The sequence below is a fragment of the Bradyrhizobium sp. AZCC 1588 genome (assembly GCF_036924735.1).
In the GTDB taxonomy this organism is placed as follows: Bacteria; Pseudomonadota; Alphaproteobacteria; order Rhizobiales; family Xanthobacteraceae; genus Bradyrhizobium.
Window position 1 is genome coordinate 7371395 of sequence record NZ_JAZHSC010000001.1, and the last position, 24617, is coordinate 7396011.

The following is a 24617-nucleotide window of genomic DNA, read 5'->3' on the forward strand; positions in this document are numbered from 1 at the left end:
ATCTCCATTATTCCAGAGTGCAGCAAAGTACCGATTAAACGCCGAGATAGGTGTGGAGCTTGTCCATATTGGCCGACAACTCCGAATTCGCAAAACCGTCGATGACCTTACCGTGCTCGACGATGTAGTAGCGGTCGGCCACCGTGGAGGCGAAGCGGAAATTCTGTTCGACGAGCAGGATGGTAAAGCCTTCCGACTTCAGCCGCGCGATGGTGTGACCGATCTGCTGGATGATGACGGGCGCCAAACCTTCGGTCGGCTCGTCCAGCATCAGAAACCGCGCGCCGGTGCGCAGGATTCTTGCGATCGCGAGCATTTGCTGCTCGCCGCCCGAAAGCTTGGTGCCCTGGCTGTTGAGGCGCTCCTTCAGGTTCGGAAACAATTCGAAGATCTGGTCGAGCGACAGCCCGCCACTGCGCACGATCGGCGGCAGCAGCAGGTTTTCGCGCACGTCGAGGCTTGCGAAAATGCCCCGCTCCTCGGGACAGAATGCGATGCCCAGGCGCGCGATCCTGTCGGACGAGGCGCGCGTGATGTCCTGACCGTTAAAGCGGATCGAACCAGTACGCTTGCCGATAATTCCCATCACCGACTTCAGCGTCGTGGTCTTGCCGGCGCCGTTGCGGCCGAGCAGCGTGACCACCTCGCCCGCCTTCACATTGAAGTTGACGCCGTGAAGGATATGCGATTCGCCGTACCAGGCCTGCAGGTCGGCAACGGAAAGAATCTCCGCGCCTGCCGGTTTGGCGGTGGCTTCGGCCATTTTCAACTCAGGCATGACCGGCCCCCAGATAGGCTTCCTTGACGCGCTCGTCCTTGGACAATTCGGCGTAATTGCCTTGCGCCAATACCTGACCGCGCGTCAGCACCGTGATGATGTCGGACAGGTTGGCTACCACGGAGAGATTATGTTCGACCATCAGGATGGTGTGCCTCGCCGAGATACGCTTGATCAGGGCTGCGATCTTGTCGATGTCTTCATGACCCATGCCCGCCATCGGCTCGTCGAGCAGCATCATTTCCGGGTCGAGCGCCAGCGTCGTCGCAATCTCCAGCGCGCGCTTGCGTCCATAGGGCATCTCGACCGCCGGTGTATTGGCGAACTCGATCAAGCCCACGTCGTTCAGCAAGTCGAGGGCGCGGCCGTTGAATCGGTCGAGCACGCGCTTGGAGCGCCAGAAATCGAACGAGCTTCCATGCTGGCGCTGTAGCGCGACACGAACGTTTTCCAGCGCCGTCAGGTGCGGAAACACTGCCGAAATCTGGAACGAACGCACCAGCCCGAGGCGAGCCACATCGGCCGGCGCCATCGCGGTGATGTCCTGCCCCTTGTACAGGATCTGCCCTGCAGACGGCCTCAGAAACTTGGTCAACAAGTTGAAGCAGGTCGTCTTGCCGGCGCCATTCGGCCCGATCAACGCATGAATGCTGCCGCGCCGTACCTTGAGGGCGACATCGCGAACGGCGAAGAAACCCGCGAATTCCTTGGTCAATCCGTGGGTTTCGAGAATGAACTCATCAGCCAAACAAATTTCCCCCTCAGCCGTCTCCGCGAGTTCGCCCGCGCGCGGCCAGTTTTTCCCTGTTCGGGCAGGTTCTCCTGGACGTCCTGGAAACCGTCCCGAGCCCGCCGCCTCCGGCCGGAATATGCCGTCAACGCGATGGATTAGGCAAGGCGGAATGCTGCCACGCCCGACCGCGCGCTTGCGGTTCCGGATGCGCCATAAGTCGAATGGTCCGGCGGCGCGGCTCGGCCGGGCCACGAGCCATGCTCAACCGCAAATCGCGCCGGCAAGCCATCGTTAACGGTGTTTTGCTGCAATCGGGCGCGCTTTCACACAATATTTCCCCCTCGGGCGCATCATCTCGCGATTTAGATCGCGTAGGAATTGCCGCCTTGAAATTTGAAAGCGCCGGACCGTCGGTCATCAAATCTATCAAGCAGCGCGACCTGCTGAACACCTGGCTGCGGCTATACACCCGCGACCAATCGATGCCGCGCACGGCGGAATACCAGCCGGCGCGGATCGAGGACGAACTTCCCGACCTGGTACTCTACACCGTCGATACCAGCACCCAGCCGCCGCGCCTGACCATCCAGAGCGACGGCACGCGGATGTCAACAGCTTATGGGAATACCGGCAAGGGCCGCTATCTCGACGAGTATCTAGGCGCAAGGCTCGCTCCGATCGTGATGCCCGTCTATTACGAATGCATCGCGCGCCGCCTTCCTGCCTATACCATTGCCAATATCGACGACCTCTACGGGCGGATCGTCGCCTATGAGCGGCTGTTGCTGCCGTTCTCGGATGACGGCAGCGTCACCCATATCATCGCTTCGCTGAAAACCATCAGCGAGGATGGCGGCTTCGAGATCAGGAATCTGATGCGCGGAAACGACCAACTGCCGGTGCCGAGGCTTCGCGCCATCATCGACCGCGATCTCTTCCATCGCGCGCCCGGCCGCATTCCATCCGGCGATGAACTCGAATTCGACTAGGCCTTCCGCCCGCGCGGCTTCGACGCTACCTCGCTCGCGTAGATATCCGGCTTGAACCCGACCAGCAATTTTCCGCCGAGATCGAGCACCGGTCGCTTGATCATCGAGGGCTGCGCCAGCATCAGCGCCAACGCCTTGCGCTCGTTGAGGCCTTCCTTGTCGCCGTCGGGCAGCTTCTTGAACGTCGTGCCGGCGCGGTTGAGCAGCGTTTCCCAGCCAACATCGTCGGACCATTCCTTGAGCTTGTCCTTCCCGACGCCGGCAAGCTTGTAGTCGTGAAAGTCGTAGGCCACGCCGTGATCGTCGAGCCAGGCGCGCGCCTTCTTCATCGTATCGCAGTTCTTGATACCGTAGATGGTGATGGGCATTGTCGTTGCATTCCGAAATGTCGTTATTGGTCCTGCCGGACCGGATTAGAGTTAAGCAGATCGGCGAATCTATCATAGATTGATGCATCATTCCGTGCCGGGACCAACCGATGGAATTCACCGTATTGTTTCTGTCCATAGTCATTGTGATGCTGATCGCCTGGCGCGGTCGGCGTCCGCTGGCGCTCGGCCTGTTCGGGGCCGTGCTGATCGCGTGCATCGCCACCTATCTGCATCACGCGACCGATACGCTGAAATTGTCGTTTTGAGGGACGCATGACCCAGGCGCGTGCCATTACGCTGAATGCACTCAGCCTCTACGCGGTGGCGCTGGTGCTGGCGGCGGCCTATGCGGCGCAGTTCATTCTTCATGAGCTGCCCTGCCCGCTCTGCCTGCTGCAGCGCATCCTGTTCGCGGCTCTCGCTGTCGGCCCGATCCTCAATATCCGCTTCGGCCCCCGTCCCAGCCATTATGCGATGTCGCTGCTGGCGGCGATGGCAGGCGCTGTCGCGTCGACCCGGCAGGTACTGCTGCATATCATGCCCGGCGACGCCGGCTACGGTTCGGCGTTGCTCGGCTATCACTATTATACCTGGGCGCTGATCGGCTTCACTACGGCCATCGTCCTGCTTGCGGCGATCCTGCTGTTCGACCGCCAGTTCGAGGAAGACCGCGCCGTGCTGCCGGCCACCGGCAGCGCCTTCGCGCAAACCGCGGTATGGCTCGTGATCGCGCTCACGGCAGCCAATGTGGTGACCACGCTGCTCGAATGCGGCTTCGGCGCCTGCGCCGATAACCCGGTGGTGTACGAACTGCTCAGGCACGCCGCTTAAGGCCGCTTGGGTATGTCGAGCCCGCGCTGCACCGCCGGCCGGGCGAGCCCGCGTTCCAGCCATGCCGGCACCTGCTTCAGCATATCGAACGCAACGAGATCGCGCGCACCGTAGAAGCCGATCAGGTTGCGCACCCAGCCGAGCATGGAAATGTCGGCGATGGTATACTCATCGTCCATGATCCATTGCCGTCCGGCAAGCCGCGTCTCCACTACCTCAAGGAGGCGTCTCGACTCGGCGACGTAACGCTCGAGCGGCCGCCTGTCCTCATATTCCTTGCCGGCGAACTTGTGGAAGAATCCGACCTGCCCGAACATCGGGCCGATGCCGCCCATCTGGAAGTGCAGCCACTGGATGGTCTGGTATCGCCGCGCCGGATCGGCCGGCAGAAGCTTGCCGGTCTTCTCGGCGAGATATTGCAGGATCGCGCCGGACTCGAACAGCGGCAGCGGTCTGCCGCCGGGACCATCCGGATCGAGGATGGCCGGTATCTTGCCGTTCGGATTCAGCGACAGGAATTCCGGCGTCTTCTGGTCGTCCTTGTTGAAGTCGACCAGATGCACCTCGTAGGGCAAGCCAATCTCTTCGAGCATGATCGAAACCTTCACGCCATTCGGCGTCGGCAACGAATAGAGCTGAAGGCGGTCGGGATGTTTGGCTGGCCAGCGTTTGTTGATCGGGAAGGCGGAAAGATCGGACATCAAAACTCGTTTTGCATGGTCGTTGCTGCGCGGCTAATGTACGGCTGATGCCGCATATCACAAGGGTCCGCGCCGTTCATGACCGATCAACCGTCTCCGGCGAAGCTCGGCCTGACTGATGAGGAGCTTGCGGGTCATCCGACCCTGTTCGCGGCCGATGCGCTGAAGGATCAGGTCGTCGTCGTAACGGGCGGCGCCGGCGGCATCGGGCGGGCGATCGCCTGGCTGTTCGCGCGGCTGGGCGCGCATGTCGCCGTGGTCGGGCGCGACGGCGGCAAGCTCGACGCGCTCGTCACCCAATTGACGGGCCGAGGCCTCAAGGCATCTGCGCATGTCGCCGACATCAGGGAGCCCGACGCGGTCAACGCCTTGTTCGATACGATCTGGGCTGCGCAAGGCCGCGTCGACAGCCTTATCAACAGCGCCGGAGGGCAATTTCCCCAAGCCGCGATCGATTTTTCGGTGAAGGGCTGGAATGCCGTCATCAACACCAATTTGAACGGCACCTGGTACATGATGCAGGCCGCCGCGCAACGCTGGCGCGACCACAACCATCCCGGCAGCATCGTCAACATCGTGGTCGTGACGACGCATGGGCTCTACGGCATCGCGCACACGATTGCTGCACGGAGCGGCGTCATCGGGCTCTCGCGCGCCGTCGCAGTCGAATGGGCGCCGCTGAACATCCGGGTCAATTGCGTGGCGCCCGGCGCGATCGAAACCGAAGGCTGGAACGTGTATTCGCCGGAGGCCCGCGCCGCCTACCCGCGCTCGAACCCGATGATGCGCACAGGCTCGCCCTGGGACGTCGCCGAAGCCACTGTCTTTCTCGCTGGTCCTTCGGCCAAATTCGTCACCGGCGAAACGCTGACCGTTGACGGTGGCGGTCAGCTCTGGGGCGAAACCTGGACCACCGGCAAGCCGGCGTATTTCGGCGGCGATGACAAGTGACACGGTAAAAGCCGGATTCTTATGACACGCTATCGCCTCGCCATCTTCGACTTTGACGGCACGCTTGCCGATACGATCGACTGGTTTCGCGCCTCCTTTCAGGACGTGATCGCGCGTTTCAATCTCAAACCGGTCACCCCGGAAGAGTTGGAAGGAATGCGCGGGCTGTCCGCGCGCGAAATCATGGCGCGGCTTGGCGTGTCCACGTGGCAGCTTCCGGCCATTGTGAACGACATGCGAAAGCGCAAGCTTACGGCGGCGAACGAAACATCGCTGTTTGCCGGCATCCCCGAAATGCTCGCCGACTTTCAGCGCCTTGGTGTCAAGACCGCGATCGTAAGTTCCGACAGCGAGGCATCCGTCCGGCAGGTGCTCGGTCCTGCCACCGCACTGATCAGCCGCTTTGACTGTGGCGCCGCGGTGTTCGGAAAGCACTGGAAGTTTCGACGGGTCGCGCGACGGCTGGAAGCAAGGCCCGAGGAAACGATCTGCATCGGCGACGAGATCCGCGACATCGAAGCCGCCAAGGCGGCCGGCATGGATTCGGGCGCGGTGGCGTGGGGCTATGCCATCCCCGCCGCGCTGCAAGCGGCGGGGCCAACGCATTTGTTCAACTCGATCGAGGAGATGGTGCAGCGGCTTGCGGCGACGAAATAACGCCGCTCGGAGCTTCCGCTGTTTCTCGCGGCCGTTGGCCATCATCCGCACAGGCACCATCGCGCGAGATGCTGATGGCCCCGCTGGCTGTGCACGAGCACAAACTCCGTCACAGTCCAGACAACCGGTTCGATCGGATACTCATCCACGCTGCGCGCGTCATACAGCAACGTTACATGCGGCGTGAAATTCGTATTGGCGAGCCGCCCTAACCCTCTGCGCGCCATCGCGACACCAAGCATTTGCCGAAACGCCTGCAACCGGCACAATCCCTTCTCGCCAATCAGGACAAACGGACGATTGCCCGGCCCCCCGCGGAAACTTGCCGTTCGATCGAACGAGACCTCGAACGGTTCGGTCCGCAATTCCGTGGCCGCCTCGCAGGCGGCACAAAGCTGGCGTTCCGGCAACCCACCCAGCGAGAATAGCGAAACGTGCAGCCGGTCTGGCGCGATGAGGTTGCCGTTGAAGCAATGGGCGCGCTTGAGCACGCCCGCCAGCCGGTGAATTCGCGCTGCTGTGCCCGCGTCGGGAACGACTGCAAGAAATAATCGGGCACTACTAGTGCTTGCAAACTTGTCCATGGTAGAATAGAACGGATCATGAACCTGGAGCCTTAACAAGGGCATCGAGCGAAAAAATCAGTGTATTGTAAAATACACTACAAACGATTACTGTTTGCTTCTCTGGAGATTCCTGATGGCGCGCGTCGTAAAACGGAAAGACCATCCACTGTCGATGCGACTGCCCGAAACGGACATCGCGATCATCGATCGTGCGGCTACGTTGCGCGGCCGTTCGCGCACCGATTTCGTGCGCGAGGCAGCGGTCCGCGCTGCTGAGGATATTTTAATGGAAACTGCTCCCATTCGGATGAGTCCGGCGGGCTTCAAGGCTTTTGTCGAAGTTCTTTCGCAACCTGCGCGCCCGGTACCTGAAATGGTGGAATTGTTGCAACGCAAGGCTCCGTGGGAATCCAGGGACACAAAAGCCGAGAAATAGAAGGTGGTCATTTCGGCTCCCGAACCGATTGCCGCCGATCACGATGCCTCCGAGTTTTCCTGTGGCAAGCCGTCTCTGGATCGATGGTTGAAAACACGCGCGCTCTCCAATCAAGAGAAGGGTTTCACGGCCGTTATGGTCGTGCATGAAGCCAATCGAGTCGTCGGCTATTATGGCCTCGCGCCGACGGCGGTGCTTCCTGCTACGCTGCCACGATCGATCCGCACCGGTCAGCCGCCCGACCCTGTTCCTTGCCTGTTGCTGGGACAGCTTGCGGCGGATCAAAATTACGCGAGCAAAGGAATTGGTACCGGGTTGCTTAAGCATGCGCTGCAACGTTGCGTAACAGCGGCCGCCCTGATTGGCGGCCGAGCGCTCATCGTCAATGCGGTCGACATCGAGGCCGCGGATTTCTGGAAGCGGCGCGGTTTTGTTCCCTCAAAGGATCATCCGCTGATCCTGGTCAGGTCGATCGCCGACATAGAAGCGTCGATCCGGTCTGCAGATTGACGCCGGAAACTGATCATCAGCATTCACGTAGCAAACCCTTCTCATAGCGCCTTACAACACACACCCGTAATGCGCCGACGACACCAGGCGGATGTACTTGTCGTGCACCGATCCCGGTCGCACCGCGGCCAACGAGGCCGGCGCGCGCCAGTCGGCCATGCGGCGGGCGATCTCTTCCGCTGACACTTCGAGATTCACGGTGCGGGCGCCTGGGTCGATGACTATCGTGTCACCGTCGCGCACCGCAGCGATCGGGCCGCCACGCGCGGCTTCCGGCGAGACGTGGCCGATCAGTATGCCATGCGAGACGCCGGAAAAGCGCCCGTCGGTGATCAGGGCTACGTCCTCACCGAGACCCTGTCCCTGCAACTGAATGGTCAGCATTACCATTTCCGGCATACCGGGACCGCCCACCGGGCCGACATTGCGCACGACGATGACGTTGCGCGGCACGATCGCGCCGGCGCGGATCGCGGCCATCGTATCGGCCTCGGACTCGAATACGCGCGCGGTGCCGCGAAATTGCCCCTTCTCGAGGGTCTTGCCCGATAATTTGAGCAGGCAGCTCTCCGGTGCGAGATTGCCCGTCAAGACGCTGATGTGATTGTTCGCCGGCGCGATCGGTTTCGACACCGGAAAAACGATCTCCTGCGGCGGCATCTGCTCCAGCGACAGAACATCGGCGAGATTTTCGGCCAGCGTCTTGCCAGTCACCGTCATGACGTCGCCATGCAAAAGGCCCGCGCTGAGCAGCTCCTTCATGACCACAGGCACGCCGCCGATCGCATGCAGGCTGCCCATCGCGAACGGGCCGTGCGGCTGCAAATTGGCGAGCAGCGGGACGCGCTCGCCGACTTGCTGGATGTGTTCGATCGTGATCGGCACCTGGGCCTCGCGCGCGACCGCCAGCAGATGCAGGTACATGTTGGTCGAGCCGCCCATCGCATAGACGGTCGCGATCGCATTTTCGAAGGCGCGCTCGGTCATGATGTCGCGTGGCCGGATGCCCGCTTGCATCAGCCGATACAGCGCGTCGACCGAGGCGCGGGCCTGCACGCGAACATCGGCGTGAATATCGCTGCCGGCGTTATAGTCAGCGGAATGCGAGGCGCCGCGCGGCAGCATCATGCCGATCGATTCCGCGATCGTGCTCATGGTGTTGGCCGTAAACATCGCGCCACAGGTGCCGCTGCCCGGCATCACGTTGCGCTCGACTTCCAGCAGCTCCTCGCCGGAGAGGCGGCCGGACTCATTGGCGGCGCGCGCCTCGGCGTAATCCATGATCGTCAGATTGTTACCTTTGCTCGCCCATGCGCCGAACGAAACGCGGCCCGGCGTGCTGGTGCCGGGATAGAGCACGAGGCCGAAAGCATTCGTCCGCGCCAGCGGCATCAGCGCGGCAGCTCCCGTCTTGTCGCAGCCGGAGATCACGATCATCGCATCGCCGTGGTGCGCGTAATGACCGATCTCGAAACAGTCGGCAACGACATCGCGCGATGCGAGGCTATAGCCCGCCGTCGGCGTGCCCTGTGTCAACGCATCCGACACTGCCGGCGCCCCGACGACCAGCCCCTGCCCGCCGCGCTCGGCAAGAATTTCCACCAGGAGATCGGTGATGGCGCGAACGCGGTTGTTGCAGCGATGGGCATTGGTCCAGGCGCTGGCGATGGTCACCACTGCACTGGTCTCCGCGACGCAGTCCGGATCGAATCCGGCAGCGCGCAACTCGACACGCGACCGCTTCCAATAGGTGCTGCTGTCCTGCGTTGTCATCGGGAGCTCCAGGTCTTCTGATTGATCGCACGGACGTCGGCGTCCGGCCTGATTGGCACTGAAACAAATTTAGCCGGTCTTGCCGTCGTCAAAACTGACAATCACCGCAGCATTGGCGATGATGATGGAGTCGCTTCCACTCTCAGCAGGAATTTCCAGCCCGCCCCTCACCGCCGTCACATTCACCGTGCCGTACGGCAGCTCCTTTGCAACGGCTGCAGTATCGACCCCGCTCGGGTCTGGAACCGCGACGGTAACCTCCACGAACATATCGTTGGCGGTCTTTCCCAGCATCCGGAAGAAGCCGAGGCTGGAGTGGCGGATAGCGTCCGAGACGGCGCGCTTGGCGGCTTTGGTCGCATCGCGTCCGTGAACGTCGACGCCCATGCCCATTTCGGTGATACAGCGAACGCGTGCCATCGGGTTTCCTCTTATCGTTTGTCGCGTTGTCGTTTTCGGCGAAGCCCTCTCTCAATCCTCGCTTACGGCCACGGCGTCAAGCCGCGGCGCAGAAGTGCGCGACGGACATGCGCATGCATCTCGCGGCGCGATTTCGCCCGAGCTATGCGGAAATCTCGGCGCCCCGAAATGAGAGGGCGCAGGGAATGCCGGGTGCTTTGCTGCACCCGCGGTCTCGTGTGCAAATGCACTTAAGAAATGCGCACACGAGCATACAGGTACAGCCGGAGCAGCCCGGCATTCCCTGCGCGATGGGTTTACGGCTTATGCCGTGCTCTCCCTGGAGACGAATTCCTCTTGCCTCCATCGCCGACAGATTAGCGATTCATCGAACCCGGTCGGGTTTCGAAGAACCTCCGCCGGCTTGACACCAGCAACGGGTGCCAGGACCACACGGTTTTGCCGTACGCAGCTTCCTCTGCCAGAGACTTCGACCAGCCAAGTGCTTGTCAGCCGAAGACCTAACGGAGGCGTTTAAGCGCCGTACGTCCTGCGCGCTGTGTTCGCTCACGGCAAAACCGCCCTGCGACCGCATCCACGCGCCCGACGCTGCCGCGTCCACCGCAACCCGCCCCAACGTTCGTGACGATGGCCAACGCCCCTCTTCTTCGGGACGGGATGGCCAGAGTTTTACCGGTGATTTGGGTCTGGCGCGAAGCGGAATATTTTTGATTCCAGGGCTTGACGTGATTTCTGAAAATCAGAATTGATTTGCCGCATCGGGTGTCAGCACAATTCGTGCGGAACCGATATCGGCCAAAATCGTTTTCGGTCGGGGTCCAATTCGAGGATCAGTCTTGCAAAGCGACTCCGAAATTCTGTTCTGGCGCCGAACGGACGTCGCCGGGCTGGAGCGATTGATGCTCCATATTTCCGCTGACGCGGTCTTGGCAGAATCGACCGTGATCTGCGTGGAGGACGGCGGCTTTCGCCTCGACCACCGATGGAGACTGACGCCTGACTGGCGAGCTCAATCGCTGGACGTAGACCAATGGGGCCCGGGCGGCCACGCTCACCTCACCCTTGAGCGGACGGGTGGCGGGTGGTGCGTTAACGGCCAACGACGTCCCGATCTCGACGGTGCGGAAGAGCCCGACCTTTCGGTCACCCCCTTCTGCAACACCTTCCCTATCCGCCGGACACCAGCCGGAGCCCGACAGAGTCGCACGCTCGATACCTGTTTCGTGGACGGTGCGGCCATGACGATACAGCGCTCCCGTCAACGATACGACCGTCTCGGTCCGGATCGGCTGCGTTACGTAGATCTCGGCGTCTCGGCAGGCTTTGAGGCGGAGCTCGAGGTGGATGATCGGGGTCTGGTGCTTCGCTATCAGCATCTTTTCGAACGCGTGCACCCTGAGCTTTGTCGTTCTTGACCCGAATGCGAAGTCCGGTGCGCTCTGAGATTGTCGGCTTGTAGGGGTAGGCTGGAAGCGACTGTCCGACTTTCCGGACGGCGCCTTTGCCCCAAAGCCGGCTGTCGGTGACGTCGCCTCTTGGCCCGACGCCAATCATGGGTCAACGTCGGGGCTGCGGATTGACATTTCTCTCTGCGGGGAGATTGCATGGCGCGCGCAGCTTGGCTGTACGGACCTCGTCATGAAGCTTATTGCGCACCGTGGATGGTCCGCGGGTCCGGGTGAAAACTCGCTCGTCGCATTCGCACGTGCCGCCCGAGACAGCAGAATATCTGGCGTCGAATTCGACGTCTGCCTTGCAGCGGATTCCGACACATTGGTGGTGTCACACGAGCCGCCGCGTCATGTCGAGAATGCGCTTACCCTCGATGCGGCACTGTCGCTTCTTTCGCCGACTGACCTTGACCTGTTTGTGGAGGTGAAGGAGACGGGACTTGTCTCTAGAGTCATCGAGAGGCTGGTTGCCAGCAACGTGGCCCATCGCTCGGTCGTATTTGCCTTTGCCGCCGTCGCAAGATCCTTTCCGTGGGAGGGTGCGCGACCGGTGCGCCTGGGCATCATCGTCATGTACCCGTGGAACCTGAATCGTGCGGTGCGCAGGTATGCGCCGGATGTCCTCCTGCTCGGCTGGGACGCGCGCGCTTGGACGCGAGTCGCTTTTCGCGCCTGGTGGTCCGTTTTCTCACTTGAGCAGCTTGCGCGACGCCACCACGTGCCGGTTGTGGTAGGAATCGTGCAACGCATGGACGACCTTCATTGGCTCTCGCGGCAGCGCCTCTACGGGGTGGTTGCCGACGTCGGTCGCACTATCGGCCGCAGCGCCAGACCTGATTAGGCCGGCGCAAACCCGTTCGTCGCCCCTGAACTATTCGAAAGCAGCTGACGAATCGGCCTGATCTGGCGTGGGAAACCGGCTCTATCGGTGACGTCGCCTTCTGGCCCCTTTGAGAGACACCAGAATGTCTGTTTATCAGGGTAGACCGGAAGTGATGCGCCGGCGGTGAGGATGACGCGAATGACCCTAAGGCGACCTAGGCAGCGCGCTTCCGAGCGCGCCTAGATGCGAACCTCAGATGTGAGGAGCGGGGCAACTGATCGCGTTGACGGCAGGCGGCAGTACTCGGGTTGTCGCCTGACGACACCGCTACTATTTAAGGTGGGTGAATACTTGCCTCGGCGCGCGGCTTTGGAATCTGGAGCCTCGTTGATGCATCATGGTCTGATCCCTGGCAGTGCTGCTATCGCCATACTCGCGACGCTCATCGCCCAAGGCACAACACACCGTGCGGACGCTGCATCACTAGCAGAGGTGCGGCAGAATGGTATCCTACGCCTCTGCGCCAACCCATCCGCACTCCCTTATTCGAACCTCACCGATAGAGGCGGTCTTGCCGGGTTCAAAGTCGAACTCGCGGAAGTGTTGGCGCACGAGATGGGATTTGAGCTCGGTGTGACCTGGGTTCGAAATGCCGGTGATATTAAGAACTCGGATTGCGATGTCTTGATGGGCGTCGTCGCCTCCGCAGCAAGCTACGATCGGGAGGGACTTACCGGGCCGCTGACAACGCATCTACCTCTTCGCTTTTCGAGACCTTACGCAGACAGCGGTGTTGTCCTCGTCATTTCATCTCGATCTTCGGTTCGTCGGCTTGAGGATTTGCACGGTCAGAAGATTGGCGTCATGGTTGGCACCGTCGAGCACGAGTGGCTGGCCAAAAACGGCTTCCGCGTTTCGGTCTTCGCCTCTCAAGAAGACATAATTGCCGCGATCGAGACAGGCGAAATCGAAGTCGGCGCCACCAACCCCGTGATTGTCGGCTGGTATCGGCACGAACACCCCAGCACGGCAGTAAGGATACCCGACGGATACGAGCCAGAACCGGCACTGCGCTGGAGTGTTTCAGTCGGGCTTCGCAGAGCGGACGATGCGCTGCTTGGAGCCGTGGATGCTGCGGTGTCACGAGTTGTCGAGCAGCGGATACCAGCGCAGATCTACGCGAAGTATGGCATTACTTATCTACCCCCTTCCGGCGCAGGTCTCCAGTAAGGGATGCAAAGCCTGGTGCGACTGACACTACGCTCACTGCTCTATCCTCACGGTGCAAGCAAGGCTAGATGCATGAATGTTAAGGCGTCTGCTCACGGACAGGAAGTCGCACTGTGCTACTGAACAGTTCTTCCGCTTATGGCCCAACTCTGACCTAGCCAGATGTCCGCTTTTGTGCTGCTTTTGGGGGAAGAAGCGGTCTACAAGGCGAGAATGGTATGACTTCTCAGTGGCAGTATCAGGTTAGGTTCGATGTGAACGATTCTGCTACGGCGGAATCGGTACGCCGAAAACTCCGTGTTCCGGCACTGGCGCCGCTGTTCGATACCCTCGCCAAGCATCGAGCTGCGCCGAAATGCCAGTTCGACGCCTTTGCGGAGTATGTCGCCGCAGCAGAAGAGCACGGCGTCGAAAACCATCCGCTCTACCAGTGGACGAAGGCGACGATCGAGAATCCGGCGAAGAAGGAAAAGTATTTGAAGTCCTTTACACTCTACGTGGACGACCGGGAGGTCTATGCCAAGGAGATTGCTGACGCGCTGGAAACGGACTTGGAGCCGCTCGCCACTAGCGGGCTCATCACGCGAATATCTAAGTACGATACCAATCCCGCCAACAATCCTCAGCCGCCCCAGGGCCCCCGTGAGCGGAGCTAGCCCATTCGCGAGGCCGAATGTCCGCTCCTGGCCCTTCTGCGACATCGGGCTATGTCCGCTATTCCGCCGCTGTTGAGCGTTGAGCGGACATCAGTCAGTCGCTTAATGAGTACGCCGCCCTAATTTCGTACACCCGATGACGGCGTCGCGCTGCCGGGCTTCATCGGCGCGAGATCAGCTTCAGCCAGGGCGCCGAATGGAAGGCGCTCATCAGCAAGTACATCGGGACCATGCCGCCCACCGACGATGCGTTTGCAGCCGAGCAAAGCGGATCCAGCGGACCTCCGCCAACCACGGCGGTAAGCAGCGCCATGATTGCGAAGGTCGGCGCGGCCGCAAGCGATAGCCATCTGACTATGCCGGCCGCGGCGCCTTCGTCATCACAGCTCGCCGCGCAGGGCGCCTTGCTGTGAGAGGCCTCGCTCATCCCTTCGTGCCTGCGCTCTGCTTGCGGAACGCGGCCTCTCCGGCGTCCGACACCTCGACCCACCTCTTGTCTGGCGCTGCGCCTTCGACGTAGCTGTCGTGCCAGTTCCACCATTTGTAGGTCGGAGTCTGAGGATATCCTTCGGGCGAGTCCTCCCAGACCTCCTGGCGGCCGAGCGGCGTGATGTCGAGGTAATTCCAGGTGCCTCCCATCTGCTCGTCGCCGCGGTTGTCGATGAAGTAGGTACGGTAGATCTTGTTGCCGTCGCGGAAGAACACGTTGGTGCCGTGCCATTCGCCGACATCGAAGTCGGTGTCGAAGCTGTCAGTGATGGTGTACCAGGGGATCAGTTCCCATCCCATTCGCTTCTTCAGGCGCGCGATGTCCGGCTGCGGCGCGCGCGAGGCGAACACGAGCGTGGTATCGCGGGCGTTGAGATGGGCGACATGGGCGACCTGGTCGGCCACCATCGAGCAGCCGCGGCAGGCATGGTCGGGCCAGCCGAACACGCCGGGCTCGAAGAAGGCGCGGTAGAGGATCAACTGATGACGGCCTTCGAACAAGTCGAGCAAGCTCGCCTGGCCGTTGGGCCCCTCGAACCTGTACTCCTTCTCCACGGCCAGCCACGGCATCCGCCGGCGCTCGGCGGCGAGCGCGTCACGGGCGCGGGTCGTGGCCTTTTCCTTCACGAGCAATTGCTGGCGGGCCGCTTTCCATTCCTGTGCCGAAACGGTGTGAATCTGCATGGCTAACCTCCTGTTTGTTGGGACGTCTGTTACTTGAGCTTCGACTTGCAGCGTCAGGCCGGCAGACGCGCGTCGTATTCCTTCATGAGGCCGCTCCAGCCGTCCCAGAACGGCGCCGGCTCCTCTCCGCTCACACGGGCGACCAGAACATCGAGATGCATGTGCCAACCGGCCATATGCTTGAGCAGCGTGGCGCGGTCGGGGAAGCGCCGATGGATGACCGTGAGCAGCACGCCCTTGCCTTTGGGCTCCAGTTCGAACGTGACGTCGCCGGTACTGTTCCAGGTGATCGACAATTTTCGGGGCGGATCGAACTCGGTAATCCGGCTCTGCATGCGATGCTCGCCGCCGAAGCCGGCCGGGCGCTCGCCCGGTGGGTCCGTCAATTCGTCGTTACGCCAGACGAGTTCGAAGGGCGCGCCGACCTTCGTGTCCATGTCGCCTGCCGCCATCCATTTGCGGCGCAACTCGCTGTCGGTGAGATAGGCCCAGATGCGCTCGATCGGGCCGGGCAGCAGCCGCTGGATTTTCAGCGTCGTGGGCTCGGGCAGGCTGCCGTACGCGTCGGGCTTTGTCGTTGAATTCATCGCTCTACTCCGTCACCGATTTTGATCTGGATTTTGATTTCGCCCGATCCTCTTCGCGCAGCAGAGCTTCCAGCCTGTCGAGCTTTGCGGTCCAGAAACGCTCGTAACGCTTCAGCCATGCATCGGCTTCGGCGAGCCGCGCCGCCTCGAGGCGGCAGAGATGGGAGCGACCGTGGATCGTGCGTTTGACGAGACCAGCGTTCTCCAGCACCCGCACGTGTTTCGAGGCGCCGGCGAAGCTCATGTGAAACGGCGTCGCCAGTTCCCCGATCGTCAGTTCCCGTTCCGCCAGACGACCAAGCATCGCCCGCCGCGTTGGATCCGCGAGGGCGTGAAAAACCGCGTCGAGATGGGCACTACGTTCAACCATGTGGTTTAACATAGTCGCACGACTCTAATTGTCAACCAATCGGTTTAACGTTTTCGTGATCAGATTTGGGACTGAGCTAGCCGTCCGGCACGGTGTACACGGCGCAGGGCGATGCAATGCCGCGCAGCGCGTGCATTCCCAGCGGGACCAGTTTCGTGGTGGTTTCGGCGGCGAGTGCACCTGATATCAGCACCGTCCGGCCAAGCGGCCGACAAAGCCCTTCCAGCCGGCTCACCAGATTGACCGCGGGACCGATCGCCGTGAAATCCAGCCGGTCGGCCGCACCGACGTTGCCCCACAGAATTTCACCGAGATGCAATGCCACGCCGAACGACAGCGGCGGCAACCCCTGCTCTTTCCGTGCGGCGCCGAGATGCGCCATTCCGGCCTGCGCGGAAGCGACGGCGCGGAGCGCCGCGTCGCAGGCATCGCGGGGAGATGGGCCGGTGACCGGAAAGATCGCCAGCACGCCGTCGCCGATGAACTTCAACACCTCGCCGCCGAAGGCATGGACAGCGCCGGCAATGCAATCGAACCAGGCGCCGAGCGCGGCAATCACCGCCGCGGGAGGCTCGGTCTCGGACAGTGCCGTGAAGCCGCGTAGATCGGCAAACAGCAGCGCGGCCCGGATCGTCTCGCCGACCTCGCGCCGCAGTGGCCCCATCAGCACGCGCGCGGCGCTCCGCTTGCCGAGATAAGCTTCGAGCGCAGCGGTCACGGTCGCGCGCGCCGAAAGCGCGGCGAGCGGCGCTGCAGCGAAGCGGGCGGCATCGCGCAGGCGATCAGACTCCGGTTGCGTGAACGGCCGCGGTCCGATCCAGCCAAGCATCGGCCCGTCCGATCCCGGGCTCACATTATCTTCATGCACCGCTCCGCCTGCGAGCCCGGCCAACCAACTCCGGCCGGCGTCGCCGGACAAATTCCCCGCCGCTCCGAATCCCGCCGGAGCAAACCCCACGGCCTCGATCACCGCCCCATTCTCGGCCCGCCATAGCCAGGTCCGGCGCGCGACGATCGGATGCGGCACGGCGAGCGTCAGCGCTCCGCCGGCGAGCGGCACGCCGTCCCCAATCAGGCGCGTGCCGAGTTCGGCGAGGAACCGGTCGGCGCCCGGCGAAGCGCTGGCTGCATCGACCAGCCATGTCAGCGTCGAACTCAGTTGCATGGATCGATCATGCGGCAGCGACGTTGCATTGTCACCCACGGCGCTTAACTTAGGCACTCGCCTTAGGCATCCGCTGGTTGTATCAGCGTGTCCTGCCAACGACCCACGAGGTTTTCGATGACTGAATCGTTTGTACTCCAGCGCGAGACCCACATCGCCGCACCCCGCGCCAGCGTGTTCGCCTTCCTGACGGACCCTGAGAAGATCGTGCAATGGATGGGCAGCGAGGCCGTGACGGAGATGCATCCAGGCGGCATGTACCTCCTGAAAGGCGTCGGCAGCTCCACGGCGCGCGGCGCGTTCCGCGAGGTCGTGCCGGTTCACCGTCTCGCCTACAGCTTTGGCTGGGAAGGCAACGAGGAAGTGCAGCCGGGATCGAGCCTGATCGAGATCGATCTGATCGAGCGGGATGGTGGCACGCTGTTGCGCATGACCCATAGCGGCCTCCCCACCGAGGCAACCCGCGACGCCCATTCCAAGGGTTGGGCGCATTATCTCGACAGGCTGACCAAGGTAGCCGCCGGCCAGGACCCTGGACCGGACCGCGGACCGAGTGGCACACGCAACGCGTAAGGACGGTGTCGGTCAAGGCGTGCATCGCTGGACGATCAGTCCTGTTTCTTCAACACCGTCACGTGGAGACGGCGGCGGATTTCCATCCCCTGCCGCCGATAGAGCGCGATGGCCGAATGATTGTTGGTGAAGACGTGCAGGAACGGAATTTCGCCACGCGATACAATCTGGCGCGAGATGGCGGATAGCAGCATCTGTCCGTAGCCGCGGCCGCGATGGGACGGATGTACGCAGACGGCGGTGATCTCGGTGTATTGAGCCGGCTTCATCCGCTCGCCGGCCATCGCGACAAGCTGGCCGTCGACGCGGATGCCGAGAAAGGTGCCGAGCTCATGGGTCCGCGCGCTGAACGGGCCCGGCTTGGTGAGCTCGGTGAGTTCGATCATCGCGGGAACGTCGTCAACACCGAGCGTGACGATATCGACGCCATTGGCTGGTGTTTCAACCGGCGTTCCAATCATCTGTTCACCTGTGTCCGCTAGCGCAATTCTGAATTCGGCAGGCGGCTGCACGGGATCCGGCGTGAACAGCACGGCGATGTCCTGCGGCGACATCAGCCCGGCGAGCACAGCAAAGCTTTCGGGCGACATGTCCGCCATCGCTGCGAAGGGCGTGATCTCGGTCGGATAGCGCCGCGCGCGGGCATCGCCTTCGGCCAATGCCTGATGCGTAGTCGTGAGCGCCGTCCAGATCGGATAATCGAGGGGGTGGCTGGAGCTGTCGTGAACGGACATCGGACTACCTTCGTTCTCACTCAATGGCGCGACAACTTTAGCGATAATCACTGACGTCGGCTACCTTGCCGCCCTCCCGGACGTCGGCGGTGTAGCGCCAGATGTCCGGTCGCGAGCCGTCAATATCGGTAAAGCCATAGTGACGGGCGAGTTCGCCGGAGCTGACCGATTTCTGATTCCACCTGCCGCGATCGGGATCGGTGGCGAGCGCAGCCACGGCGCGGCCGACATAGCGCGGCGATTCCGACAGCGCGAAATCGGGCGGCGCCTGGTGCCTGCCGCCTCCCCGCGCCGCCAGCGCCTCGCGCCAGGTCGTTTCGGTGACGCCGAAATTCTCCAGCATCATCTCGGAGCGCAGCCATCCCGGCGTGATCGCCACCGCCATGGCCCCGTGCGGTGCGAGTTCGTGGCCTTGCGAGTAGGCGAGACGGTTCACGCTCTGCTTGACGAGATCGTAGAACACCGAGATACGGTAATGCTGTGCATTGTAGTCGGCGGTGCCGTCGGTGACTTCGACGAGCAGGCCGCCAGCTTTCGCGACCAGCAGCGGCAGCAGATAATGCGATGTCACCAGATGCGTCTCGATGCCAAGCCGCAGAATCCGCAATCCCTTTTGCAGATCGAGTTTCCAGATCGGCGTATTCCATTCGGCGGGCCCACCCTTCAGCCGTTCGGCGCCCCAGATGTCGTTCACCAGCACGTCGATGTGGCCATGCTCGGCGCGGATACGCTCGGCCAGCGCCGCGACCTGCAAAGGTTCGAGATGATCAACGGCGATGGCGACGCCTTTGCCGCCGAGGCTGGTCACGAGTTCGGCCGTCTCCTCGATCGTCTCCGGCCGGTCATAATCGGATCGCGTTGGAGCATCGGTGCGAGCGCTGCTGCGGCCCGTGCAGATCACCGTCGCACCCGCCTCTCCCAGCGCGGCGGCAATGCCGCGGCCAGCGCCGCGCGTCGCGCCCGCCACCACGGCGATACGTCCGGCAAGCGCGCCTTCTTGTGAGACCACGCTCATCCTCCCCTCACCTTCACGCGCCGCTGCAGTCCGATCGCATCGAAGCGCCAGCGCGCATCATTCCGCTTTCTCTGCCGTCGCCTTGATAAGATTGTCGCGGAGCGTGACGACGTTTTCCTGCAGCCGCACGAACTCGTCGGGCTTCAGTCCGGTTGAGGCCACGAGATTCATATGCATGCCCTTCTCGCGCAGCCGGCGGCCAGCCTCGGTCAGGCTGATGCGCACCTGCCGCTCGTCCGCGGGATCGCGCTGGCGGCGCAGATAGCCCATCTGCTCCAGCTTTTTCAGGATCGGCGTCAGCGTGTTGGATTCCAGGAACATCTTCTCGCCAAGCTCACTCACGGTCTGGCCGTCCTGCTCCCACAACGCCACGATCGCGATCCATTGCGGATAGGTCAGGCCGAGTTCATCGAGGCCCTTTTTGTAGGCCCGCCCGAAGGCAAGATTGGCCGAATAGATCGCAAAACACAGGAAATCGCCAAGCCGCCGGTCGCCTGCAGCTGGCTTCGGCTTCTGACTGGCCTTTGAATTGTCTCTCGAATTGTCCCTGGAACCGGTCCGGGGCCGGTCGTTCAGTTTCATTGGGTCGTCCTTTCCGACACGAACATGTGAAGTCTCGCACCCATATATATCGCATCCGATTAAATCGGAAGGGTTGACATGGTAAGCCCGATGCATTTTATAGCGCACACGATCTTATCGTACACGATACAAAAGTGGCGGAAACATTCCCGCCACCACAACATCAAGGAGAGAACCATGTCAGACCTCAAGGAACGCACCAACACCACTTCCACTGAGACCAAGGCCGCCTCGGCGGTCGACCTGAAGCTCGAAGTCATCGTCATCCCGGTTTCCGACGTTGAACGTGCCAAGCAGTTTTATGCAAACCTCGGCTGGCGGCTCGACGCCGATTTTGCCGGCCCTGACGACTACCGCGTGATCCAGTTCACGCCGCCCGGCTCCAACGCCTCGGTCATCTTCGGCAAGAACGTCACCCCTGCCACGCCCGGCTCCGCGCAGGGCCTCTATCTGATCGTCTCGGACATCGAGGCAGCTCGCAACGAGTTGCTCGGCCGCGGTGTTGCGATCAGTGAAGCGTTTCACGCCGGCGGCAACGTGCATGTCGGTTCGGATGAGCCCTATCTGTTCGGGCGGGTCCGGCTGAGCGGCCCGGATCCGGAACGCGGCAGCTACCGCTCCTATGCCTCGTTCAACGATCCCGACGGCAATGGCTGGCTGCTGCAGGAAGTCACCGCGCGATTGCCTGGGCGCGTCGACGCTAACGCGACGGCCTTCAATTCGTCGGCTGATCTCGCGAGCGCACTGCGCCGTGCGGCGGCCGCACATGGCGAGTACGAGAAGCGCAACGGCGGCCAGCATGATGCGAACTGGCCGGACTGGTACGCCGAATACATCGTCCGCGAGCAGGCCGGCCGGCAGCAGGCGGCATGAGCAGGCGAAGCGATCATCGTCATCGGCGGCGAGCCCGCCGGTAACAGATCTCAAACCAAGGAGCTTAGTATGACCAGGATGAAGAACTTTCAAGTTGCGGCAATGGCGGCGCTTGTCGCCGGCGCCGTTCTGGCACCGTTCGGCGCGCAGGCGCAGCAGAATGGAGCCACGCGGACCGACCTGCAGCGGCACGATCTCAGCGCGCAGGGGCACGAGGCCATCCAGGTCCGCGTCGACCTCGCCCCCGGCGTGGCCTTTGGCAAGCACACGCATCCGGGCGAGGAAGTGATCTATGTCCTCGAAGGCCAACTCGAATATCAGATCGAGGACAAGCCGCCCGTCACGCTGAAGGCCGGCGACGTGCTTTTCATTCCGGCCGGAACGGTGCATTCGGCCAGGAATCCCGGGAACGTCAAAGGCAGTGAACTCGCCACTTACATCGTCGAAAAGGGCGAACCTCTCCTCACGCTGGTGAAGTGACGGCTGCGGTCGTGAATGGACTTGACCTGCTTCCACATCATGCAATATCAGTTGTTACATGAAACGAGACAGTAGACTATCAGGCGTTCTTCATGTGCTGCTGCATATGGCCGAGCGGAAGGAGCCGGTGACTTCCGAAGTGCTTGCACGGGCCATGGACACCAATCCCGTGGTGATCCGGCGGATCATGTCCGGACTTCGCGATCGGGGCTATGTGCGGTCGGAGAAAGGCCATGGCGGCGGATGGACCCTCGCCCGCGATCTCGCGACGATATCGCTGCGGGATATCTATCAGGCGCTCGGTCAACCTTCGCTGTTCGCCGTGGGCAACAGAACGGAAGCACCCGGCTGTCTTGTCGAGCAGGCCGTGAATGCGGCGCTCGACCGGGCGTTCGACGAGGCGGAGGCGCTGTTGCTCTCCCGTCTTGAGGATGTGACGCTTGCGATGTTGAGCGCCGATTTTCAGAAGCGCCTGGGCGACCGGCGCAACCGTCATCGTCTGGAGATCGCCCATGCATCATGACGCGGCCGCCAACGCCATGTTGGCCCACTTTTCCGATCCCGAGGCGGTCAGGCGATATGCGGATGGACCGCCGCGCTTCGTGCCCGGCTTTGCGGACCTTCATCGCATGACCCGTATCCTGCTGACGGAGCAGGCTGCGCCAGACGCGCGGGTGCTGGTGCTCGGCGCGGGTGGCGGCCTGGAGTTGAAGGCATTGGCGGAGGCAGAGCCGCGCTGGAGGTTCGTTGGCGTCGATCCCGCCTCCGAAATGCTGAAGCTGGCCGAGCAGACGCTTGGGCCATTCAATGCGCGTGTGCAGTTGCAGCAGGGTTATATCGACGATGCGCCCGATGGGCCGTTCGATGCCGCCACCTGTCTGCTCACGCTGCATTTCCTGGATGTCGACGAACGGCGGCGGACGGCCAGGGAAATCCACCGCCGGCTCAGACCCGGAGCGCCGTTCGTGGCGGCCCATTCCAGTTTTCCGCAGCAGGACAGCCAGCGGGCGCGATGGCTATCGCGCTATGCCGCCTATGCAATTGCCTCCGGCGCCGATCCGAACCAGGCCAACACTGCACGTGCGGCTGTCGAGGCACGCTTGAACTTGCTCAGCCCGGAGCAGGATGCACAAATTCTGCGTGAGGCCGGATTCCGGGATGTGGAGTTGTTCTACGCCGCCTTCACCTGGCGCGGCTGGATTGCGTATGCGTGAGGCGTGGTAGTCGGTAGCCTGATTCAGTTGTCCAACAACCAATCATGACCATCCGTCCGATTGTCCGATATCCCGACCCTCGGCTTGCGCTCCCGGCGCAGCCGGTGACCGTGTTTGACGACGCGCTGCGCGACCTGGCCAGAGACCTGCTCGAGACGATGCACGCCGCGCCCGGCATCGGCATCACGGCGCCGCATGTCGGCGTCTCGCTGCGGGTCGTGGTGCTCGACCTCGACCCCATCAATGGCGCGCGCACCTATATCAATCCCGAGATCATCTGGGCCTCGCCTGAAATGATCATGCATCAGGAAGGCAGCGTCTCGATGCCCGGAGTTAACGACGAAATTCGGCGCCATGCACGCGTTCGGATCAGCTATCACGACGTCGACGGCAATGTACACACCGAGGAATCCGAGGGGCTGCGCGCCGTCTGCCACCAGCATGAGATCGATCAGCTCAATGGCTTTTTCTGGATCCAGCGACTATCCCGCCTGAAGCGTGAGCGGTTGATCAAGCGTTTCGAGAAGATCTCGCGGGGCTGAGACTGTAAGAAACGCCGTCATTCCGGGGCTCGCGAAGCGAGAACCCGGAATCCATTTCTCGGCAGACCGTGCGGCCTAATGGATTCCGGTTCGATGCTTCGCATCGCCCCGGAATGACAGGGAGGTTTACGCCGGCACCGGCGCAGCGCGTGCCACCGGCATCGGCCGGAATGTCAGGATGATCAGGAACGCGCCGAGCCCCATGATCCACGAGCCGATATAAAGCCAGGCGTAGCTGGCAAACGTGTCGTAGATCAAACCGCCGGCCAAGGGTCCCGTCGCCATGCCGAGGCTGCCGGCCATCGCGGTGCCGCCGATCACGGTGCCCATCATGCGCAGCGGAAAGTTTTCGCGCACGAGCACGGCATAGAGCGGCATGGTGCCGGCATAGATGAAGCCGAACAGCGCGGCCACCGTGTAGAAAGCGGCGAGATCGCGCACGAAGACATAACCGAGTGCGCCGAACGCCTGCGCCAGCAAGCCAAAGACGAGCACGCGCTTGGCGCCAAAGCGATCGCCGAGCAGGCCGAAGGCGATACGGCCGCCCATCCCCGCCAGGCCTTCGATGCTGTAGATGGTGACGGCGGCGATCATCGGGATGCCGCAACTAATGGCGTAGCTCACGGTATGGATGATCGGGCCCGAATGCGTGGCGCAGCAGAAGAAATTCGTCAGCAGCAGGATGATGAATTGCGGCGAGCGCAGCGCTTGCGCCAGCGTCATGTCCGGTTCTGCCGGCGCGCTGGATGGTGCGGACGCCCTGCTCTCGAGCGCCGGCGCGCGGCGCACCAAAAGCGAAACCGGGATCATGATCGCGGCGACGACGAGCGCCACGATCTGCATCGAGGTGCGCCAGTCATGATTCGAGACCAGCCAGGCGGCGAGCGGCGACATCGTCATCGGCGCCATGCCCATGCCGGCGGAGACCAGCGACACCGCAAGACTGCGATGGGTATCGAACCAGCCGGTCACGCAAGCCATCATCGGCGCGAAGATCGCAGCCGTGGCGCCGCCGACCATCAGCCCGAAGATGAACTGAAACACGACCAGCGAGGTCGCAAGGCTCGCCAGCCCCAAGCTCGCCGCGAGTACGACCGAGCCGGTCAGCACCACCGGCAGCGGCCCCAGCCGGTCGGACAAGGTGCCCCAGATCATGCTGGTGAAGGCCATTGCGAGAAAGCCGATCGTCATCGCGCTGGATACGCCGGTCACCGACCAGCCGGTATCCCGCGCGATCGGCTGCAAAAACACCGGCAGCGAAAACATGCCCCCGATCGCGACACAGCCAAGCAGGCCCCCGGCCGCGACGATCACCCAGCGATAGTGAGAATTGGTCATTCCTGATCTCCTGACAGCCTCTTCGGCTGAAAGACGAACGGAATGGGCCGGAGCCGACAGGCCGAGAGCCGCCGCAGCTCACTTTTTTGCGAGCG

General features: G+C 62.3%; 33 protein-coding genes. 17 read left to right on the forward strand and 16 right to left on the reverse strand.

The window, feature by feature from the left end:
• Nucleotides 1-34: 34 nt before the first annotated feature.
• Nucleotides 35-778: an ABC transporter ATP-binding protein gene (locus V1277_RS34640; RefSeq protein WP_334420197.1), complete on the reverse strand. Its 744-nt coding sequence runs from the start codon at nucleotides 776-778 to the stop codon at nucleotides 35-37.
• A complete protein-coding gene (locus V1277_RS34645; RefSeq protein ID WP_334420198.1) occupies nucleotides 771-1526 on the reverse strand; it encodes an ABC transporter ATP-binding protein in 756 nt (251 codons plus the stop codon). Before V1277_RS34645 ends, V1277_RS34640 begins: the two co-directional genes overlap by 8 nt.
• Nucleotides 1527-1897: 371 nt before the next feature.
• On the opposite strand from V1277_RS34645, the gene V1277_RS34650 reads away from it, so the two are divergent.
• Nucleotides 1898-2500 (forward strand): PAS domain-containing protein, encoded by a 603-nt coding sequence (locus V1277_RS34650; RefSeq protein WP_334420199.1) that lies wholly within the window; start codon nucleotides 1898-1900, stop codon nucleotides 2498-2500.
• On the opposite strand, the gene V1277_RS34655 is transcribed toward V1277_RS34650, so the two are convergent.
• Nucleotides 2497-2868 (reverse strand): ArsC family reductase, encoded by a 372-nt coding sequence (locus tag V1277_RS34655; RefSeq protein ID WP_334420200.1) that lies wholly within the window; start codon nucleotides 2866-2868, stop codon nucleotides 2497-2499. The two genes, V1277_RS34650 and V1277_RS34655, sit on opposite strands and share 4 nt — an antisense overlap.
• Before the next feature lie 110 nt (nucleotides 2869-2978).
• Here V1277_RS34655 and V1277_RS34660 point away from each other — a divergent pair, with 110 nt between their 5' ends.
• Together V1277_RS34660 and V1277_RS34665 are read left to right on the forward strand one after the other, a co-directional pair.
• Nucleotides 2979-3137: a DUF5993 family protein gene (locus V1277_RS34660; RefSeq protein ID WP_334375878.1), complete on the forward strand. Its 159-nt coding sequence runs from the start codon at nucleotides 2979-2981 to the stop codon at nucleotides 3135-3137.
• Between the two features lie 7 nt (nucleotides 3138-3144).
• On the forward strand, nucleotides 3145-3702 hold the full coding sequence (locus tag V1277_RS34665) for a disulfide bond formation protein B (RefSeq protein ID WP_334420201.1): 558 nt from the start codon (nucleotides 3145-3147) through the stop codon (nucleotides 3700-3702).
• On the opposite strand, the gene V1277_RS34670 is transcribed toward V1277_RS34665, so the two are convergent.
• Entirely contained in the window at nucleotides 3699-4403 is a 705-nt protein-coding gene (locus V1277_RS34670; RefSeq protein ID WP_334420202.1) for a glutathione S-transferase family protein, read from the reverse strand. The two genes, V1277_RS34665 and V1277_RS34670, sit on opposite strands and share 4 nt — an antisense overlap.
• Before the next feature lie 78 nt (nucleotides 4404-4481).
• Here V1277_RS34670 and V1277_RS34675 point away from each other — a divergent pair, with 78 nt between their 5' ends.
• Together V1277_RS34675 and V1277_RS34680 are read left to right on the forward strand one after the other, a co-directional pair.
• Nucleotides 4482-5354, forward strand: a complete 873-nt coding sequence (locus V1277_RS34675; protein WP_334420204.1) for an SDR family oxidoreductase — start codon at nucleotides 4482-4484, stop codon at nucleotides 5352-5354.
• 21 nt (nucleotides 5355-5375) lie between these two features.
• Nucleotides 5376-6011 (forward strand): HAD hydrolase-like protein, encoded by a 636-nt coding sequence (locus V1277_RS34680; RefSeq protein WP_334420205.1) that lies wholly within the window; start codon nucleotides 5376-5378, stop codon nucleotides 6009-6011.
• Between the two features lie 41 nt (nucleotides 6012-6052).
• On the opposite strand, the gene V1277_RS34685 is transcribed toward V1277_RS34680, so the two are convergent.
• Nucleotides 6053-6595, reverse strand: coding sequence for a 2'-5' RNA ligase family protein (locus V1277_RS34685; protein ID WP_334420206.1), 543 nt, complete (start codon nucleotides 6593-6595; stop codon nucleotides 6053-6055).
• Between the two features lie 115 nt (nucleotides 6596-6710).
• Here V1277_RS34685 and V1277_RS34690 point away from each other — a divergent pair, with 115 nt between their 5' ends.
• The gene (locus V1277_RS34690) at nucleotides 6711-7013 is read left to right on the forward strand and encodes a type II toxin-antitoxin system TacA family antitoxin (RefSeq protein ID WP_334420207.1); all 303 of its coding nucleotides are present in this window, start codon (nucleotides 6711-6713) and stop codon (nucleotides 7011-7013) included.
• Nucleotides 7014-7016: 3 nt separating this feature from the next.
• Entirely contained in the window at nucleotides 7017-7523 is a 507-nt protein-coding gene (locus V1277_RS34695; RefSeq protein WP_334420208.1) for a GNAT family N-acetyltransferase, read from the forward strand.
• Between the two features lie 51 nt (nucleotides 7524-7574).
• Here the strand turns inward: V1277_RS34695 and V1277_RS34700 are convergent, their stop codons facing one another.
• On the reverse strand, nucleotides 7575-9296 hold the full coding sequence (locus V1277_RS34700; protein WP_334420209.1) for a dihydroxy-acid dehydratase domain-containing protein: 1722 nt from the start codon (nucleotides 9294-9296) through the stop codon (nucleotides 7575-7577).
• Between the two features lie 69 nt (nucleotides 9297-9365).
• Nucleotides 9366-9716 (reverse strand): Lin0512 family protein, encoded by a 351-nt coding sequence (locus V1277_RS34705; protein WP_065729811.1) that lies wholly within the window; start codon nucleotides 9714-9716, stop codon nucleotides 9366-9368.
• An 836-nt stretch (nucleotides 9717-10552) separates the two neighbouring features.
• Here V1277_RS34705 and V1277_RS34710 point away from each other — a divergent pair.
• From V1277_RS34710 to V1277_RS34725, 4 genes are all read left to right on the forward strand, one after another.
• The gene (locus V1277_RS34710) at nucleotides 10553-11131 is read left to right on the forward strand and encodes a putative glycolipid-binding domain-containing protein (protein WP_334420210.1); all 579 of its coding nucleotides are present in this window, start codon (nucleotides 10553-10555) and stop codon (nucleotides 11129-11131) included.
• 223 nt (nucleotides 11132-11354) lie between these two features.
• Complete coding sequence (locus V1277_RS34715) at nucleotides 11355-12008, forward strand: glycerophosphodiester phosphodiesterase (RefSeq protein ID WP_334420211.1); 654 nt, start codon at nucleotides 11355-11357, stop codon at nucleotides 12006-12008.
• Nucleotides 12009-12380: 372 nt separating this feature from the next.
• Nucleotides 12381-13220 carry a substrate-binding periplasmic protein gene (locus tag V1277_RS34720; protein ID WP_334367549.1) on the forward strand — a complete coding sequence of 280 codons (840 nt, stop codon included), beginning with the start codon at nucleotides 12381-12383 and terminating at the stop codon, nucleotides 13218-13220.
• Between the two features lie 218 nt (nucleotides 13221-13438).
• Complete coding sequence (locus V1277_RS34725) at nucleotides 13439-13876, forward strand: hypothetical protein (RefSeq protein ID WP_334420212.1); 438 nt, start codon at nucleotides 13439-13441, stop codon at nucleotides 13874-13876.
• Nucleotides 13877-14036: 160 nt separating this feature from the next.
• Here the strand turns inward: V1277_RS34725 and V1277_RS34730 are convergent, their stop codons facing one another.
• The 5 genes from V1277_RS34730 to V1277_RS34750 form a co-directional block, all read right to left on the reverse strand.
• Complete coding sequence (locus V1277_RS34730; RefSeq protein WP_334420213.1) at nucleotides 14037-14303, reverse strand: hypothetical protein; 267 nt, start codon at nucleotides 14301-14303, stop codon at nucleotides 14037-14039.
• Complete coding sequence (locus tag V1277_RS34735; protein WP_334420214.1) at nucleotides 14300-15049, reverse strand: DUF899 domain-containing protein; 750 nt, start codon at nucleotides 15047-15049, stop codon at nucleotides 14300-14302. The genes V1277_RS34730 and V1277_RS34735 overlap by 4 nt, the downstream gene beginning before the upstream one ends.
• Nucleotides 15050-15102: 53 nt before the next feature.
• The gene (locus V1277_RS34740; protein WP_334420215.1) at nucleotides 15103-15636 is read right to left on the reverse strand and encodes an SRPBCC family protein; all 534 of its coding nucleotides are present in this window, start codon (nucleotides 15634-15636) and stop codon (nucleotides 15103-15105) included.
• A 4-nt stretch (nucleotides 15637-15640) separates the two neighbouring features.
• Complete coding sequence (locus tag V1277_RS34745) at nucleotides 15641-16006, reverse strand: ArsR/SmtB family transcription factor (RefSeq protein ID WP_334375891.1); 366 nt, start codon at nucleotides 16004-16006, stop codon at nucleotides 15641-15643.
• A 76-nt stretch (nucleotides 16007-16082) separates the two neighbouring features.
• Nucleotides 16083-17171 (reverse strand): adenylate/guanylate cyclase domain-containing protein, encoded by a 1089-nt coding sequence (locus V1277_RS34750; protein ID WP_334420216.1) that lies wholly within the window; start codon nucleotides 17169-17171, stop codon nucleotides 16083-16085.
• 117 nt (nucleotides 17172-17288) lie between these two features.
• On the opposite strand from V1277_RS34750, the gene V1277_RS34755 reads away from it, so the two are divergent.
• Nucleotides 17289-17744, forward strand: a complete 456-nt coding sequence (locus V1277_RS34755; RefSeq protein WP_334420217.1) for an SRPBCC family protein — start codon at nucleotides 17289-17291, stop codon at nucleotides 17742-17744.
• A 35-nt stretch (nucleotides 17745-17779) separates the two neighbouring features.
• Here V1277_RS34755 and V1277_RS34760 read toward each other — a convergent pair whose 3' ends face one another.
• The 3 genes from V1277_RS34760 to V1277_RS34770 all read right to left on the reverse strand — a co-directional run bounded on the left by V1277_RS34760 (nucleotide 17780) and on the right by V1277_RS34770 (nucleotide 20075).
• A complete protein-coding gene (locus V1277_RS34760) occupies nucleotides 17780-18478 on the reverse strand; it encodes a GNAT family N-acetyltransferase (protein WP_334420218.1) in 699 nt (232 codons plus the stop codon).
• A 37-nt stretch (nucleotides 18479-18515) separates the two neighbouring features.
• Entirely contained in the window at nucleotides 18516-19487 is a 972-nt protein-coding gene (locus V1277_RS34765) for an SDR family oxidoreductase (RefSeq protein WP_334420219.1), read from the reverse strand.
• 63 nt (nucleotides 19488-19550) lie between these two features.
• Nucleotides 19551-20075, reverse strand: a complete 525-nt coding sequence (locus V1277_RS34770; RefSeq protein WP_334420220.1) for a MarR family winged helix-turn-helix transcriptional regulator — start codon at nucleotides 20073-20075, stop codon at nucleotides 19551-19553.
• A 177-nt stretch (nucleotides 20076-20252) separates the two neighbouring features.
• Between V1277_RS34770 and V1277_RS34775 the strand changes: the two genes are divergently transcribed.
• From V1277_RS34775 to V1277_RS34795, 5 genes are all read left to right on the forward strand, one after another.
• Nucleotides 20253-20948: a VOC family protein gene (locus V1277_RS34775; RefSeq protein WP_334420221.1), complete on the forward strand. Its 696-nt coding sequence runs from the start codon at nucleotides 20253-20255 to the stop codon at nucleotides 20946-20948.
• Between the two features lie 78 nt (nucleotides 20949-21026).
• Entirely contained in the window at nucleotides 21027-21428 is a 402-nt protein-coding gene (locus V1277_RS34780) for a cupin domain-containing protein (RefSeq protein ID WP_334420544.1), read from the forward strand.
• A 58-nt stretch (nucleotides 21429-21486) separates the two neighbouring features.
• A complete protein-coding gene (locus V1277_RS34785; RefSeq protein ID WP_334420222.1) occupies nucleotides 21487-21951 on the forward strand; it encodes an Rrf2 family transcriptional regulator in 465 nt (154 codons plus the stop codon).
• Complete coding sequence (locus tag V1277_RS34790; RefSeq protein ID WP_334420223.1) at nucleotides 21941-22642, forward strand: class I SAM-dependent methyltransferase; 702 nt, start codon at nucleotides 21941-21943, stop codon at nucleotides 22640-22642. The genes V1277_RS34785 and V1277_RS34790 overlap by 11 nt, the downstream gene beginning before the upstream one ends.
• Nucleotides 22643-22686: 44 nt before the next feature.
• Nucleotides 22687-23184, forward strand: a complete 498-nt coding sequence (locus tag V1277_RS34795; RefSeq protein ID WP_334420224.1) for a peptide deformylase — start codon at nucleotides 22687-22689, stop codon at nucleotides 23182-23184.
• Between the two features lie 126 nt (nucleotides 23185-23310).
• On the opposite strand, the gene V1277_RS34800 is transcribed toward V1277_RS34795, so the two are convergent.
• Nucleotides 23311-24522, reverse strand: a complete 1212-nt coding sequence (locus V1277_RS34800; RefSeq protein WP_334420225.1) for an MFS transporter — start codon at nucleotides 24520-24522, stop codon at nucleotides 23311-23313.
• Between the last annotated feature and the right edge of the window lie 95 nt (nucleotides 24523-24617).